14 protein-coding genes are annotated in these 14,395 nt (G+C 34.2%); 13 read left to right on the forward strand and 1 reads right to left on the reverse strand.

The window, feature by feature from the left end:
- The first annotated feature begins 64 nt into the window (after positions 1–64).
- Together Bccel_RS01485 and ytfJ are read left to right on the forward strand one after the other, a co-directional pair.
- Positions 65–784 (forward strand): DUF2953 domain-containing protein, encoded by a 720-nt coding sequence (locus tag Bccel_RS01485; RefSeq protein ID WP_036946201.1) that lies wholly within the window; start codon positions 65–67, stop codon positions 782–784.
- Positions 732–1,247: a GerW family sporulation protein gene (gene ytfJ / locus Bccel_RS01490; RefSeq protein WP_081927316.1), complete on the forward strand. Its 516-nt coding sequence runs from the start codon at positions 732–734 to the stop codon at positions 1,245–1,247. Before Bccel_RS01485 ends, ytfJ begins: the two co-directional genes overlap by 53 nt.
- Before the next feature lie 211 nt (positions 1,248–1,458).
- Here ytfJ and Bccel_RS01495 read toward each other — a convergent pair whose 3' ends face one another.
- The gene (locus Bccel_RS01495; protein ID WP_036946203.1) at positions 1,459–1,803 is read right to left on the reverse strand and encodes an MmcQ/YjbR family DNA-binding protein; all 345 of its coding nucleotides are present in this window, start codon (positions 1,801–1,803) and stop codon (positions 1,459–1,461) included.
- A 120-nt stretch (positions 1,804–1,923) separates the two neighbouring features.
- Between Bccel_RS01495 and Bccel_RS01500 the strand changes: the two genes are divergently transcribed.
- The 11 genes from Bccel_RS01500 to Bccel_RS29460 all read left to right on the forward strand — a co-directional run bounded on the left by Bccel_RS01500 (position 1,924) and on the right by Bccel_RS29460 (position 14,393).
- Positions 1,924–2,634 (forward strand): pseudouridine synthase, encoded by a 711-nt coding sequence (locus Bccel_RS01500; protein ID WP_036946205.1) that lies wholly within the window; start codon positions 1,924–1,926, stop codon positions 2,632–2,634.
- 126 nt (positions 2,635–2,760) lie between these two features.
- A complete protein-coding gene (locus Bccel_RS01505; protein WP_036946207.1) occupies positions 2,761–4,272 on the forward strand; it encodes an HD domain-containing response regulator in 1,512 nt (503 codons plus the stop codon).
- Between the two features lie 269 nt (positions 4,273–4,541).
- The gene (locus tag Bccel_RS01510) at positions 4,542–5,357 is read left to right on the forward strand and encodes a DUF4097 family beta strand repeat-containing protein (protein WP_036946209.1); all 816 of its coding nucleotides are present in this window, start codon (positions 4,542–4,544) and stop codon (positions 5,355–5,357) included.
- Between the two features lie 196 nt (positions 5,358–5,553).
- Positions 5,554–5,805 (forward strand): YgiT-type zinc finger protein, encoded by a 252-nt coding sequence (locus Bccel_RS01515; RefSeq protein WP_036946211.1) that lies wholly within the window; start codon positions 5,554–5,556, stop codon positions 5,803–5,805.
- Positions 5,806–5,831: 26 nt separating this feature from the next.
- Complete coding sequence (locus tag Bccel_RS01520) at positions 5,832–6,947, forward strand: P-loop NTPase family protein (RefSeq protein ID WP_050752981.1); 1,116 nt, start codon at positions 5,832–5,834, stop codon at positions 6,945–6,947.
- Between the two features lie 15 nt (positions 6,948–6,962).
- Complete coding sequence (locus Bccel_RS01525; RefSeq protein WP_036946213.1) at positions 6,963–8,204, forward strand: TadA family conjugal transfer-associated ATPase; 1,242 nt, start codon at positions 6,963–6,965, stop codon at positions 8,202–8,204.
- A 12-nt stretch (positions 8,205–8,216) separates the two neighbouring features.
- On the forward strand, positions 8,217–9,020 hold the full coding sequence (locus Bccel_RS01530; protein WP_036946215.1) for a type II secretion system F family protein: 804 nt from the start codon (positions 8,217–8,219) through the stop codon (positions 9,018–9,020).
- A gap of 10 nt (positions 9,021–9,030) precedes the next feature.
- Positions 9,031–9,897: a type II secretion system F family protein gene (locus tag Bccel_RS01535; RefSeq protein WP_036946217.1), complete on the forward strand. Its 867-nt coding sequence runs from the start codon at positions 9,031–9,033 to the stop codon at positions 9,895–9,897.
- A gap of 74 nt (positions 9,898–9,971) precedes the next feature.
- On the forward strand, positions 9,972–10,199 hold the full coding sequence (locus Bccel_RS01540; RefSeq protein WP_036946219.1) for a Flp1 family type IVb pilin: 228 nt from the start codon (positions 9,972–9,974) through the stop codon (positions 10,197–10,199).
- 184 nt (positions 10,200–10,383) lie between these two features.
- Complete coding sequence (locus Bccel_RS01545; protein WP_152965890.1) at positions 10,384–11,091, forward strand: TadE family protein; 708 nt, start codon at positions 10,384–10,386, stop codon at positions 11,089–11,091.
- 11 nt (positions 11,092–11,102) lie between these two features.
- The gene (locus tag Bccel_RS29460; protein ID WP_152965891.1) at positions 11,103–14,393 is read left to right on the forward strand and encodes a DUF5702 domain-containing protein; all 3,291 of its coding nucleotides are present in this window, start codon (positions 11,103–11,105) and stop codon (positions 14,391–14,393) included.
- The last annotated feature ends 2 nt before the right edge of the window (positions 14,394–14,395 follow it).

The raw sequence follows: 14,395 nt of genomic DNA on the forward strand, positions 1-14,395 counted from the left end.
ATAACTGGTGGATTTTGTTATAATTCAATAAATTTGTGGCAAAAATAGCTAAGTGAGGTGATTTATGCTCTATTTAGCTATTTTTATATGTGTATTTATACTAATTACCATAATATATTTTCTTAACACTGAAATCGTAGTGGAATATGTGAGGAATGGTTGGGATGACCATGCCCTTATTTCATTTTCCCCTTTTAGAGGAGTCAAATTTAAATACGAAGTTTCTCTTATGGGAATAAGAAACAGCGGCTTTAAAATGAAAAGAGTAAAGAAAAAAAGTAAAAAACAAAATAATGAAGAAGTGGAGCAGAGGAAAGCTTCTAAAGATGTGAAACATGATGATAGAATAGGTAAAGGAATAGAGGACATTTTCGGAAGGATAGACTACTTTAAGAACAAGTATGATAAGTTAAACTTTTTTATTAACTACGCTATAAAGAAGCTTAAATCTAAAATAAAACTTAAGAAATTCAATGTAGAAATGACTATAGGTACTGGAGATGCTTCTCTAACCGGAATTATGACAGGAGTAGCATGGATGGTTACAGGCATCATTTATTCCAATCTGTCAATGGCCTTTCCAATACATAACAAACATATAAAAATCAATAGCGATTTTTCAAAAACGGTTTTTGATGCAAATATTTTATGTATATTTAATATAAGAATGGGGCATATTATTAAAGTGGTATTTTTACTTATATTAAAATTATTGGAAGGCGGTGGTTTGTTTGGCAGAACATCCAATACAAGGTCTTATGAGTACTGCAATGAACAGCATTAAGGAAATGGTAGATGTTAACACCATTGTGGGTGATGCAGTTCAAGCACCGGACGGAACAGTTATTATCCCTATATCAAAAGTAAGTTTTGGATTTGCGGCAGGTGGTGGAGAATACAATAACTGCTGTGAAGTGGACATAAAAAAGGATGATGATGAGGATGAATCAGAAGAGAAAAAGGCATCTAAATTTCCTTTTGCAGGAGGTAGTGGGGCTGGAGTCAGCATAGTGCCTGTGGGTTTCATGGTGGTTGGGAATGAGCAAATAAAGCTGTTACCTGTTGACACCAACTCATCACTTGACAAGGTTCTCGATATGATACCTGAGATTGTCAATAAAACAACTGAAGCTATCAAGAAAAAGATGGACGATAAAAAGAACTCTAAAAATAATAAAAACAGTAACAGCGAAAATAATGGTTCACAGAAAACAGTAACCATTATAACAGATACAAGTGAAACATGATAAAATAAAAAGCATTATTAATTTTACATCTGGAATAACAAATATAAAGCATGTACGGGTATTTGGTTATGTACAAATGTAAAAAATTAATTGCTTTTTACATATATTAAGATTCCAGCACTTAAAGAGCATATAAAATGGCTGTTTTCGTGCTGGTTTTAGGTCATTTCAAAAAAACTTTAATTGCTAATACCTTATCAATTTTATATCTTTACCCGTTGATATTTTCTTTTTCAGCTTTTGTCAAAGATTTGTAAACCAAATCATAAGAATGGTCTATCATCCAGATAATTTCGTGTTCGGGAATAGTTTCATCTACTGCTATAGTGTTCCAATGCTGTTTATTAAGGTGATTACCTGGAGTTATACTGGAGTACTGTTCTCTGAGGCTTTGTGCTACAAAGGGATCACATTTTAATGATATAAAAATTTTGTCAGAACGATTTGAAATAAGAGCAAACATTTTAGATCCGACTTTAATGGTCGTAGGTTCAGGTCCAAAGGGAAAATCCTCATGAGCACCTTTTTTAGAAAGGCAATATTTTAAAACATCCATAAATTTAAAAACCTCACTATTTAATATGGCCAAATAAGCAAATATTAGATTTTTATTGATTTTAATCCACTATTATAATAACATAAAACAAAAACTTTGTTAAGGAATGATTAAAATATTATGGAACATATGAGACTTCAAAAGTATTTAGCCCAAGTGGGAATAGCGTCAAGAAGGAAAGCAGAGGAGTTAATCAGGGATGGAGCTGTTAAGGTTAATGGCAATACCGTTACTGAAATGGGGTATAAGGTTTCAGACCAGGATGTAATTGAGGTTAACGGTAAAATTGTCGCAGGTGCACAAAACAAAGTGTATGTTTTACTAAATAAGCCTGCGGGCTATATATCCACAGCAAAGGATCAATTTGGAAGGCCTAGTGTAGTTGAACTTATTAGCGGTGTTAAAGAAAGAATATACCCTGTTGGAAGATTAGATTATGATACATCTGGGCTTATTATACTTACAAATGATGGTGAATTTACATATAAAATGACTCATCCCAAACATGAAATAAAAAAAGTTTACATGGCTTTGATCCATGGAATACCTACCCAGGAAGAAATAAAAGCATTTAAAAACGGTTTGAGAATTGAAGATTATACTACATCAAAAGCAAACTTAAAAATAATTGAGAGTGAAGTTGATAAATCCTGGGTTGAAATTACCATCCACGAAGGTAGAAACAGGCAAGTAAGAAAGATGTGTGATGCCATAGGCCATCCTGTAATTAAGCTGAAAAGAACAGCTATAGGTTCATTGACCCTTGGTGGTTTAAGTGAAGGTCATTGGAGGACTTTAAGTAAAAAAGAAATTGAAGCTTTAAATATTTAATATTTGATAAAAACATACTATTGAAACTGCACTACATGCCGATATATATTATTAGGTTACCTTGTATAGATAATTCTTTTTGTTTTATTTAAAGGATTCTTGTCTCAATTTTATGGAGGATATAAGATGAGAAAAAAAGCTGGTGTGGTTTCTAATGGCTATAGGATAATGATTGTAGATGATGAGATTGGAATTGTCGATTCATTATCTATTGTTCTAAAAAAAGCCGGATATGATACAGTTGGTTTTACTGATCCGCATGAAGCCGTTGAGACTCTTTCCAATGGAGTATTTGATATACTTATACTGGATTTTCTTATGAATACTATACATGGGGATGAGATTGTAAGGCGTATTAGGGAATTTAACAGTGATATATATATAATTATTCTTACAGGGCATAAGGATTTGGCACCGCCTGTTGAGACCCTAAGAGCATTGGATATTCAAGGTTACTGTGAAAAAAATGATAGGTTTGATCAATTGATACTGTTGGTAGAGTCTGCTGTAAAATCTATTGAGCAAAGAACAACCATTTTCAGGTTTAAAGAAGGACTTAATAAAATTTTAGATGCTGTACCAAGAATATATAGTTTAAAACCAATAGGAGATATTCTTGAAGATGTCTTAAGAGAGATAATGAACTTTATAGACAGTACTGACGGGTTTATATTGATTGATGATATAATAAATGACAATAATGGCCATAAAACTTTATTTAAAGGATTGGGCAACTATCTGGGAAGTATTGAGGAATTTACAACTAAATTGAGCCCGCAATTGATGGAAAGTGTTGGACAAGCCAGAATGGATAAAAAGGTTATAAGCTTGCCCAATGGAATAATTCTTCCTTTGGTCAAAGAATACCACAATATTATGGGTGTTATATATATTGAAAGCAGCAACTATCATGAGAGGATAAAGCTTTTGGAAATATTCGTTAGTCAAGCTGCTGCTGCACTTAATAATGCCTTACTTCACTCTATCATTAACAATAAAAACGAAGAGCTTATAAAAACGTATGATGAACTGAAAGAAAGGTATATGGATACTATAGAGGTTCTGCGGCTGGCAGTAGACGCCAAGGATGTTTATACGAGAGGGCATTCCGAGAGGGTAGGCTATTATGCAAGGAAAATTGGAGAGCTTTTCAATCTTAGTGAAGATGAATTGGAAATACTGAATGTCGGCGGTGTGTTTCACGATATCGGAAAAATAGGTACAACTGATGATATTCTTTTAAAAACTGACAAGTTGGATACAAGAGAATATGAGGAAATAAAAAAACATCCTTTAAAGGGAGCTCATATATTATCAGCTGTTTCAATGTTTAAAGATGTAGTTCCCCTGGTTAAGCACCACCACGAAAGAATAGACGGAAAGGGTTATCCTTCAGGTCTAAAGGGTGAGGAAATTCCATTTTTTGCGAGAATATTGTCGGTGGCAGATGCTTTTGATGCAATGACATCTGACAGATTATACAGGCATAAATTAGGAATAAGTGAAGCCAGAAAACAGCTAATAGATGGTGCGGGGATTCAGTTTGACGCAAATGTGGTAAAAGCCTTTGTAGGACTTATTGATAGCGGCTTTGACAGGATGAAAGAGGAATTGGAGTTTTCCTTTATGGAAATTTAGAACTGTAATAATTTTAATATGTGCAAACAAAAACATGCTGATAGGGGCATGTTTTTTTAGTTTCTAACTGTAATAATCAAGGTTGCAAAGTCGCAAGCAATTTTGTTAAGTATAGGAACGTAGTTTGTAAATTTGCAATATTCAGGAAATAATTGATAATAAAAAAACATTAAGTTATTATATATTTACTTAGAAATGATTAAAATATGCTAAAAGCTTATGGTTTTGTTTTATTATATAAAAAACTTATATTGACTTTGGAGGGACAGATGAAAAGAACACTTTCCTGTTTATTAATTATTATATTATTTTTTTTACAAGCAGCCTGTACAAATGAAGAAAGTTTGGATCTAGGACCAAAGAAAGAGGTCTCGGAATTTATCAGTAAGACCTATAAGGCAGCAAAAAACAGCACGCTCAGTGTTGACAGTGATTATGGGAATATATACATATATTGCTGGGATAATAGCGAGATTAAGTTTGATGTAAAGAAAAAAATAAGAGGGATTGGAGATAGAAATAAGCTGGAAAGAAAGCTTAAAGACTTAAAAATAGAAACAAACAGTAGTGAAAGCGTTACTTCATTAATATCAAGGTATGAAGGCGATAAAAATAATCCAATTGATAACAGTATTGATGTAAATATATATGTTCCTAGGAACTCTGGGGATATTAGCTTAAGACTTAATACCGGTACTATAAAAGTTATTGACAGTATAAAATGCAATTTAAAAACTGATGTTAAAATGGCCAATGTGGATATTTCAGGCATGGAAGGTGAAATTCATGCTTTGGCTCAAATGGGTAACGTTAGAGTCGGCAGTGGTAAAATCATCAATGGATCAAATATTAAATTAGAGCAAGGAAATATAAGTGTTAAAGCTGACTTAAGTAATATGAGAGATGGACAGTTTGAAACCGGTTTGGGGAATATTGAACTGCAAGTTGAAAAGAATTCACAGGTAGAATTTGAAACTATAGGTGAAGTTGAAACTAACGAATTTAAAAATAGGGTGATGGAAGAATTTTCAGGAAAAATCAGGCTAAGTACTTCCATGGGCAAAATATCTATAAGAAAATATTAATAACTTATAATTAATTTTATCAAACTTTTTGTTTAGTTTTAGAAGGAATACAAAGGTTTTTATAGAATATAATATATACATTCATTTTTTTATGTCTAAGAAATTATGATTTTTGCCATACCGCATTTCATAGTATATAATGCATTTCTCAAGGCACACTATGTTTGATATCAGTTATCCAAAACGGAGTGTTAATATGAATAAAATCAAATGTTTTTTTTGCCAAAACGTTGCTTCTATACAGCGTAAGACGCTTCACAAAAATATTAATGGAAAAAAGATAACACTTTCAGATGCACCTGTTTACTATTGTGAAAAATGCAAGGAGTATTTCCAGTCAATAGAAGCACAAGAGGCTTTCAGATTTATTAAAGAAAGCAACATGATTGATAAAGGACTTTTGTTTAATTATGATGATGTTGCCGTTAAAATAAAGAGAATGAAATAAAAATAATTTTTTGTGTGGTGTTTATTATGTCTAAACTTAATCTGGTAATAGCAGACAGTGATGAAGAATACTTGAATGGAGTAGTTGGGTTTCTGTCTGAGAAATACTTGGAAAGGTTCAAAATATTGAGCTTCTCCGATAAGGAAAGCTTAATTAATTTTATAAGCACATATACTGAAAAATTGGACATTTTACTTATCTCTCCCGAACTATATTTTGAGGAAATTTCGAAAAAAAGAATTACCCTTGTTGGAATACTGTCTACAGGCAGGCTTTCAAAGGAGTTTAAAGGTTGTGAAATCGTACACAAATATCAGTTGGGAGAAAATCTCGTAAAAAACATAATAAACCTTTATTCAGATAAAAGCAGTGATATAATAATTACTAAAGGTCAAAAAGAAACAAAGGTTGTCGCTGTGTATTCATCTAATGGAGGAAGCGGTAAAACAACTATCTCCTACGGGTGTTCATTAAAATCAGTGCAACTAGGTAGGACTACTTTCTATATGAATCTGGAAGAGTCTGCATCTACACCCATCTTGTTTGGAACCAGCGGACAATATAATCTATCTCATGTTTTATATTACTTAAAATCCAGAAACAAAAGCCTTTCATTAAAAATAGAGGGCATAAAAGTTACCGATCAGGACACTGGCGTTCATTATTTCAATCCCCCTGAAAACCATTTAGAGCTCTTGGATATTGAACCTTCTGAGTATTTCAATCTTTTAAACCATATGAAAGAAATGAATCAATATGAAGTTATATATGTTGATATGCCTTGTTTTATTGAAAAGAGGATGATGGCTGTCCTTGATGTTTCAGATATCATATTTTATATACTAAATCCCAATCACATTTCAAAGATTAAGCTTCACAATTTTTTAAGCGAGCTGGATACTTTGGATAGATCCTATAAGCAAAAAACATTGTCTAAAACGGTGTTTATCCTTAATAAGGCTTTTAATGAGGAACAAGGGATAGAAATATTTAATGATATATTAGGAAGTATTGAAAAAAACATATCTCATACCATACCTGAATCGTCAAAGCTTTTTACACATCAGAACGGCAGAATTGTACTGGATTTGTCAGGTAAATTTGGAAGTGCCCTTGGTGAAGTGATTGAAAGAAATACATGATGGAGGTGAGATGCCTTGATCCTTGAGGAAAAGCTTGCACTTACGGCAGAACTGAAGGAGTTGGCAAGGTTAAAATTAAACTCCCTTAATACAGAATTAAGCGATGAAGAAATTGAAGAAAAAATTGAAGAAATAGTGCTTCAAAAACATACTGATATATATATATCGCCCATAGAGAAAAGAGAAATAGTAGAAAACATATTCAATTCAATAAGAAGGCTGGATGTACTCCAACCTCTCATCGATGACAAATCAATTACAGAAATAATGGTAAATGGTCCCGACAATATTTTTATTGAACGAGACGGCAAAGTCTCAAAGCTTGAGACCAGGTTTGAAAGCAGCGAAAAGCTTGAGAATGTTATAAGAAATATTGTTTCGGCAGTTGACAGAACCGTCAATGAAGCAGTGCCAATAGTAGATGCAAGGCTTCAAGACGGGTCGCGTATCAATGTAGTTATGTCTCCCATCGCATTAAACGGTCCCATTATTACCATCCGTAAGTTTCCTGAGAAACCGTTTACAGTAGATCAACTTGTAAAACTTGGATCTTTAACTGATGAGACAGCAAGGCTTTTAGAGAATATGGTTAAGGCAAAGTACAACATATTTATAAGCGGTGGGACAGGAAGCGGAAAAACGACATTTCTTAATGCACTATCAAATTTTATTCCCAAAGATGAAAGAATTATAACCATTGAAGATTCAGCAGAGCTTCAGATAAAAGGTGTTGAAAACATTGTCAGGATGGAGACCAGAAACGCCAATACTGAAGGGAAAGGTGCCATAACTATCAGGGAACTTATCAAGACGTCTCTAAGAATGAGGCCTGAGAGAATTATTGTTGGCGAGGTCAGGGGAGGGGAAGCTTTAGATATGCTTCAAGCAATGAATACCGGACATGACGGCTCATTATCTACAGGTCATGCCAATTCCGCAGCAGATATGCTTTCAAGGCTTGAAACGATGGTGCTGACCGGAGCCGAGATACCTCTTGAGGCAATAAGAAAGCAGATAGCCTCTGCTATAGATATTATAGTCCATTTGTCCAGGCTAAGGGATAAATCCAGAAGGACAGTGGAAATATCGGAAGTGTCAGGCTATAAAGACGGAGAAATTATCTTAAATCCAATCTATGTTTTTGAAGAAGAAAAGGAATTGGAAGATGGTCGGATTTGCGGGTGCCTTAAAAGAACCAAAAACAGCATGATACATATGGAAAAATTCAGGCTTGCAGGCTTAAACCAAGAAGTTTAAAGCGGAGGTATTATGAATACTGAAGATTTAAATATAAAATATGAAAAGGACAGCCCTATACCATCATATGGTGCTATTGATTATAGTGTTTATAATATGTCACGAAAAGAGAAGCTTATATATGTTTTATTGGCAGCAATATTTCTTTTCGGGCTGGGGTTTATATTTTACCAGAATGTCATTGTATCCTTGTTGATAACCCCTTTTGCCTTATTATATCCTAAAATTCGGACAAGAGAAATTATTGAGAAAAGGCAAAATGAGCTAAACCTGCAATTTAAGGATCTGCTCTATTCAATTTCATCCTCTCTTGGGTCCGGCAAGGCACTTGAAACCGCATTTAAGGAATCCTTAAAAGAGCTCAGTATAATTTATCCCAACGAAGAAACATTGATAATTAAAGAAATTCAATATATGCAAAGAAAGCTTGATATGAATGAGCAGATTGAAAACGTATTAGCTGATTTTGCCGACCGTTCAAAACTGGAGGATGTCAGAAGCTTCGCAACAATTCTTCAGACCTGCAATAAAAGAGGCGGAAACGTTATTGAGATAATTAGAAACACATCAAATGTTATAAATGACAAAATAGAGGTTAAACAGGAGATAACAACAATCCTTGCACAGAAAAAATTTGAGCAGAAAGTACTTTCTATAATGCCGATAGCCTTGATCCTATTTCTTTCCGCAACACAAAAGGAATACATGGAACCTGTATTTACAACTGTATTAGGCAGAGTTGTAATGACAATAGCTATTATTTTTATTATCTCAGGATACATGATAATGAAAAAAATAATGGATATAAAAATTTAGGGGCGTAAGGATGATAATAGTTTTTATTGCATCTCTACTATTGTTTGCATCTCTTTTTATGGTATCAAGAAATAAATACAGTGAATTCATAGAGCCTTTAGATGAAAAGGAATTCAGATTGAAAAAGTTTCTTTCAATAGGCTTTTGGGTTATGGATAAATTCAACTACAAGTATGGAACAAAGTATGACAGGAATCTCTTAAACAAAACAGCAGAGCTTAATGGCGGGGTTTATGCTCATTATTACCTAAGGGTGCACTGGGCAAATAAAATAACCTTCGAACTTATGCTTTTAGTATTTATGCTTTTTATAAATGCAGCAATGGGTGAAATAAATGTTGAACTGCTTATTTTTTCGTTATTTATTCTGGCTGCTGTTGCTTATGCCTTTGATAAGGATTTGGATAAGAAGGTAGATAAGAGAAGGCTTTCCATGCAGATTGATTTTCCCGATTTTCTAAACTCCCTTACACTTTTAATTAATGCAGGTATGACAGTAACAAACGCATGGACAAGAATTGTTACCGATATAAAAAAAGATACGCCACTTTATGTTGAGCTAAGGAACGTTATGCTGGATATTTCAAATGGGAAGTCTGAGATAGGTGCTTATGAAGAGTTCGCCAAAAGATGCAGGCTTCCTGAGGTAACAAAGTTTGTGTCTGTAATTACGCAGAATCTTAAAAAGGGAAATTCAGAATTGGTAGACATATTGAAATTCCAGTCAAGAGAGTGCTGGGAGCTCAGGAAACACGCTGCAAAAAGGCTCGGGGAAGAGGCTTCGTCAAAGGCGTTATTTCCTATGATGTTTATGTTTTTAGCTGTAGTTCTTGTGGTTGTTACACCGGCAATCCTTGGACTTCTAGATAGTGTGTAAAACAAGATAGAGTAAAACCAAAAGTATGTTAAGTAAGTACTAACTAGAGTTTTTTGAAGGGAGGTGAAGTAAACATGAAATCCCTTATTAAAAGCTTTCTTAAAGAGGAAGAAGGATTAGGAACAGTTGAGATAGTAATCATTATAGCTGTATTGGTAGGATTGGCTATTATTTTTAGAGGAGCCATATTCAGCTTCCTTGATCAGCTTTTGAAAAAATTATTTGAAGGCAGTGACAAGGCAGTTGAAAAACCAACAGGTACACCGAGTTATAACATATCTTCTTCAGCAAATCCCAACTAAACTGTTAGACTTGGCATCGGATTTTACTGCAATAGTATATTTATTGCAGTAAAATCCAGGATTAATTAGAATTTGCGAATATTACATTTGTCAATTAAAAATCTTGATAAAATCGGTTATTTGCTTCTTCAATTAAAAGATTAATAACATATTAATATAACTATTTAAAAGGATTGATGAAAAGTTGAATCTATTTCGTAAGCTTGATTTAAAACCGAATAGGGGCAGCATGACGGTTGAAGCAGCACTAATAGTTCCTGCTGTGATTATTAGCCTTATTGTGCTTGTTTATATATGTTTTATGCTGTACCAGCAAGCTTACATAAAATCCTTGGCGAACACTGCTGCAGAGAGGGGAGCTGCTGTTTGGGCCAACCCGTCAAAAGATATGTACTTGGAATTTATCGATAGAGAAAGTCTTGGCAATACATCACTTTACTGGAGGATTGGAGAGTTCCTTTCTGGTAAGGAAAAGCAAAAGAAGTATGAAATGGTGAATAGTTTTGTTTTGAGTAATATTTCAAAGTATTCGGTTTTTGATAAAGACAGGGGTAAAATGACTTTGAAATATACAGATAACAAGTTAAATGTAAAATGCGACCTAGCCGACTATGTCATCTACAAAAAGCTAAAAGTAACCATAGAAGAGGAATATACTCTTCCGATTTCCAATATGCTCAATTCATTTGGATTTAATTTGGAGTTTAAAATATCTGCAAGTTCGGAGTCTGTAGTAAATGATCCTGTTGAGTTTGTGAGAAATACCGATTTTGTTATAGATAGTGTTAGGGAAATTGATCAAAAGACAGGGGGAAAACTTGAAGGTATTGTTGAGAAGGTTACCGGTACCTTTGATAAACTCTCGGGCAAGTTAAAAAGCTTTTTGGAATAGGGTGAGGTCTTATGATGCGTTTTATTAGGGAGACTCGTGGGGCAATATCAATATTTTTATGCATAGTGCTGCTGGCACTTGTGGCTTTATCAGGGGCGTTGGTGGATGGAAGCAGAATGAGGGTTGCCGAGGAGGAGACGAAGACAGCTATTGATTCTGCTGCCATGTCACAGCTTACCTATTATAATAATGTTTTGAAAGAGTTGTATGGACTTTTTGCAATTGCCGACAACGACCCAGCTGCAATCAAAGAGGCCATTGCTAAGGATCTTGATGAGAAGCTTCTTTCTACGACATTGACTGATGAAAAAGATAAGAAAAACAGCAAGCCGTTAAACTTTTTTGATTATAAGGTTGATGATATTAAAGTAAACCCTTTATATAACCTCTCTGAAGGAGCTGTATTTAAACAACAGATTCTCGAGTTTATGAAATACAGGGCTCCTAAGGAGGTTGCGGACCAGTTCCTAGATAAGTTTTTGGCTTTTAAGGATTTAGGAGAGCAAACCAAGATACTAGAGAGGAAGCTGGACATTGATGAAAAATTGTCCGAGGCGGGAGAAGGTACAGAAACCTTATCAAATAAGGCTTTAGAGATAAATTTTCTCGTTAAAAACAACAGTATATCAGTAAAGATTGATGCTCTTGCTGCAAGCATATCCAATAGAATTAAGGAACAAAAGCTTTTGTCGGATAAGAAAAAACAACTTAGCAATATGACTCCTCCTGTAAATAATTCAACAGATCCGAAAGCAATAAAAGAATATGAGGAAAGACTTAAATACTATACAAAATCCGTTGATGCACTAAAAGATGAGATAGATGAGCTTGAAAACAAAACAATTCCTGGACTTAATAGGAATGCAGCAAAAATAAAAGAGGATTTATTAAGCCATATTGAAAATGACCTAATCGAAAATAAGGCCTATAATGAAGCTAAAAAAGCTATAAAAGATATAAAGGACAAGTCGAAAGAAGCAGCCAGCATGGCTAATGAGCTTGGTACAGCTATAAAAGAAGATTCCAGTTCATTCGGTGAGTCCATGAGGACTGATCTTAAGAGTAAAAAGCAGGCAATTGATACAAGTGTTCTTGATCAAAGGGAGCAGGAAATTGAGGAATGCAGAAACATATATAGAGAAATAAAAAAAACTGTAACAGAAATAAACCCGGAATCTGTATCATTTGATACAACAAGCAGCCTGCCTTCCGATTTGGAAGCCAGGGTGAAGGGCATGCTGTCATTTGAAAAGATAAAAAAGCTCCTTGAAGGTGTACCGAAAGTTAATTATTATATCAAAAAAACAGATGATACAGGAAGTAAGGATAATGACCCTAGAACGGCTTTAAAGGCTGTTAAGGATGACATAGAAAAGGAAGGAAATGCTCTTTTGGAGGAGGTTAAAAAAGGCGATGAAAAGTCAAAAAATAGCTTTCCTAAAAATGGACTTCCTTCTCAAGATGGTGTTAAGGATAGTATAAAGGATATAAAAGATCTGATAAATATTGATACCAAGCTTATATCGGATCAAATTAAAATAATATCAGAGAAAAGCAAATTTAATCCTGATTATGAGGGCAAGTCAGACTTTGATATGGACTTTAAAGCAAAGAAAGCAAATAAATCAAAGGAAGCATTATCTGTTATAAAAAATTTGACAAACATTATCTCTTCAGGGCTTAGAAGCATGAGGGATGAACTGTACGTAGGTGAATATTCCCTTGGTATTTTTAAGAATGCAGTTACTGGGAAGCTTGATTCTAAAGGGAATTTTCAATATGACTTGACAGGATACAAAATGTCAACCCGCGATGAAACTTTTTTTGACAAGGCAGAATTGGAATATATTCTTCACGGAAGCAGTTCACAAACAGAAAACCTTATATGGGTGAAGGGCCAGATACTATTGGTAAGATGGGCACTTAATTCTGTATCAATTTACACTGATCCTAAAAAGGTTGCAACAGCACTGGAATTTGCTACTGCTGTTGCAGGCTGGACGATATTCGGAGTACCTTTGGTACAGACCCTAATACTTTTAGCCTGGTCTTTTACAGAATCCATGATAGATGTCTACAAGCTTTTGCAGGGTGAAGAGATAGCCATATTCAAGTTGAGTGGTGATTGGGTTTTAAGTATTGACTCAGGCGGAAAAGGTGTTGCAAAGGCATTGACCGGAATATTAACAGGTGACGTAAAGAAGCAGGTTATTGATAAGGCAAAGGCTGCGGTCAAGGATAAAGCCTTTGAAGCTATAGATTATACATCCGACAAGGTGGCTGAATCAATAGAGAAGGGAATAACAGACCAGGTTAAAGATGTATCAGGTAATATTACAGATTCAATAACTAAATCCATAAATCAAAAGGTGGATGAGGTATTGGATTCGGCTTTCAAACCTTTTGAAAATGCAATTTTTACTGAAATTGGGAAAACAGAGGGTAAATTTGATGAATTAAGGGATTCCATAGAGGCATTAAACAACGATGTTTCAGAGAAGTATGAAGATGCGGCTGACGGACTAATGGACCATATCAATAAATACATTTATGATACCGTAAAAAATAATTTTCCGGAGATTGAAAAGGAACTGCAAAAGAATGGTTATAAATTCCTTATTGATAAACTAAGGAATGAGGAAAAGAAATATTTTGAAGAATTAAAAAGTACAGGGATAGATTTTTTAGGCAGGAAGGAAAAGGAGTTAAAGGCCAATCTTGACAAGATTGAAGAAGAGACAATTGGAAAGATAAAGAAATCCATTGAAACAGCTAAGGAAGATTTAAGAAAAAAGCTATTGGCAGGTATAGACAATTTGCTACTGGATAAATTCAAGTCAACAGGTGCAAACCTTACAGAGAAAATAAACGGTTTGGTATCAAAGAAGATTGATAGCATCAAGAATTCAGGAAAGGCAAAAATAAAAGAAAAGTTGGGCTCTTTTATTGATAACATAGGTGGCAAGTCCAAAGGTTCAACACTTAAAAAATCAACTTCTACCGGAGATTACACTGCAAAGGTAAATGTTAAAGGCAATATTTTGAAGATGGGTTATACAGGCTATTTAAGGCTGTTTCTCCTTCTTGTAAACCCTGATAAGAAAATAAAGAGAATTCAGGATCTTGTTCAGCTTAATATGGAGAAGGAGACAGGAAAAGAATTTAAGCTTTCTGATTGTAATACCTATTTGAGAGTTGAAACAGCCTTTTCCGTTAAGTATTTATTTATGACATCAGCGTTTATGCCTAGAACGTATAAGGACAGATATAAAATATCTCATATAGTTTATAAGGGGTATTAGGA

It is taken from the genome of Pseudobacteroides cellulosolvens ATCC 35603 = DSM 2933 (assembly GCF_001262605.1).
Classification (GTDB): Bacteria; Bacillota; Clostridia; order Acetivibrionales; family DSM-2933; genus Pseudobacteroides; species Pseudobacteroides cellulosolvens.

Excerpts from the sequence above, each read along its gene's own strand:
- Bccel_RS29460 (WP_152965891.1), top strand. The coding sequence starts at position 11,103 with ATGATGCGTTTTATTAGGGAGACTCGTGGGGCAATATCAATATTTTTA.
- Bccel_RS01485 (WP_036946201.1), top strand. The coding sequence starts at position 65 with ATGCTCTATTTAGCTATTTTTATATGTGTATTTATACTAATTACCATA.
- Bccel_RS01520 (WP_050752981.1), top strand. The coding sequence starts at position 5,832 with ATGTCTAAACTTAATCTGGTAATAGCAGACAGTGATGAAGAATACTTG.
- Bccel_RS01505 (WP_036946207.1), top strand. The coding sequence starts at position 2,761 with ATGAGAAAAAAAGCTGGTGTGGTTTCTAATGGCTATAGGATAATGATT.
- Bccel_RS01535 (WP_036946217.1), top strand. The coding sequence starts at position 9,031 with ATGATAATAGTTTTTATTGCATCTCTACTATTGTTTGCATCTCTTTTT.
- Bccel_RS01540 (WP_036946219.1), top strand. The coding sequence starts at position 9,972 with ATGAAATCCCTTATTAAAAGCTTTCTTAAAGAGGAAGAAGGATTAGGA.
- Bccel_RS01500 (WP_036946205.1), top strand. The coding sequence starts at position 1,924 with ATGGAACATATGAGACTTCAAAAGTATTTAGCCCAAGTGGGAATAGCG.
- Bccel_RS01495 (WP_036946203.1), bottom strand. The coding sequence starts at position 1,803 with ATGGATGTTTTAAAATATTGCCTTTCTAAAAAAGGTGCTCATGAGGAT.
- Bccel_RS01510 (WP_036946209.1), top strand. The coding sequence starts at position 4,542 with ATGAAAAGAACACTTTCCTGTTTATTAATTATTATATTATTTTTTTTA.
- Bccel_RS01530 (WP_036946215.1), top strand. The coding sequence starts at position 8,217 with ATGAATACTGAAGATTTAAATATAAAATATGAAAAGGACAGCCCTATA.
- Bccel_RS01515 (WP_036946211.1), top strand. The coding sequence starts at position 5,554 with ATGAATAAAATCAAATGTTTTTTTTGCCAAAACGTTGCTTCTATACAG.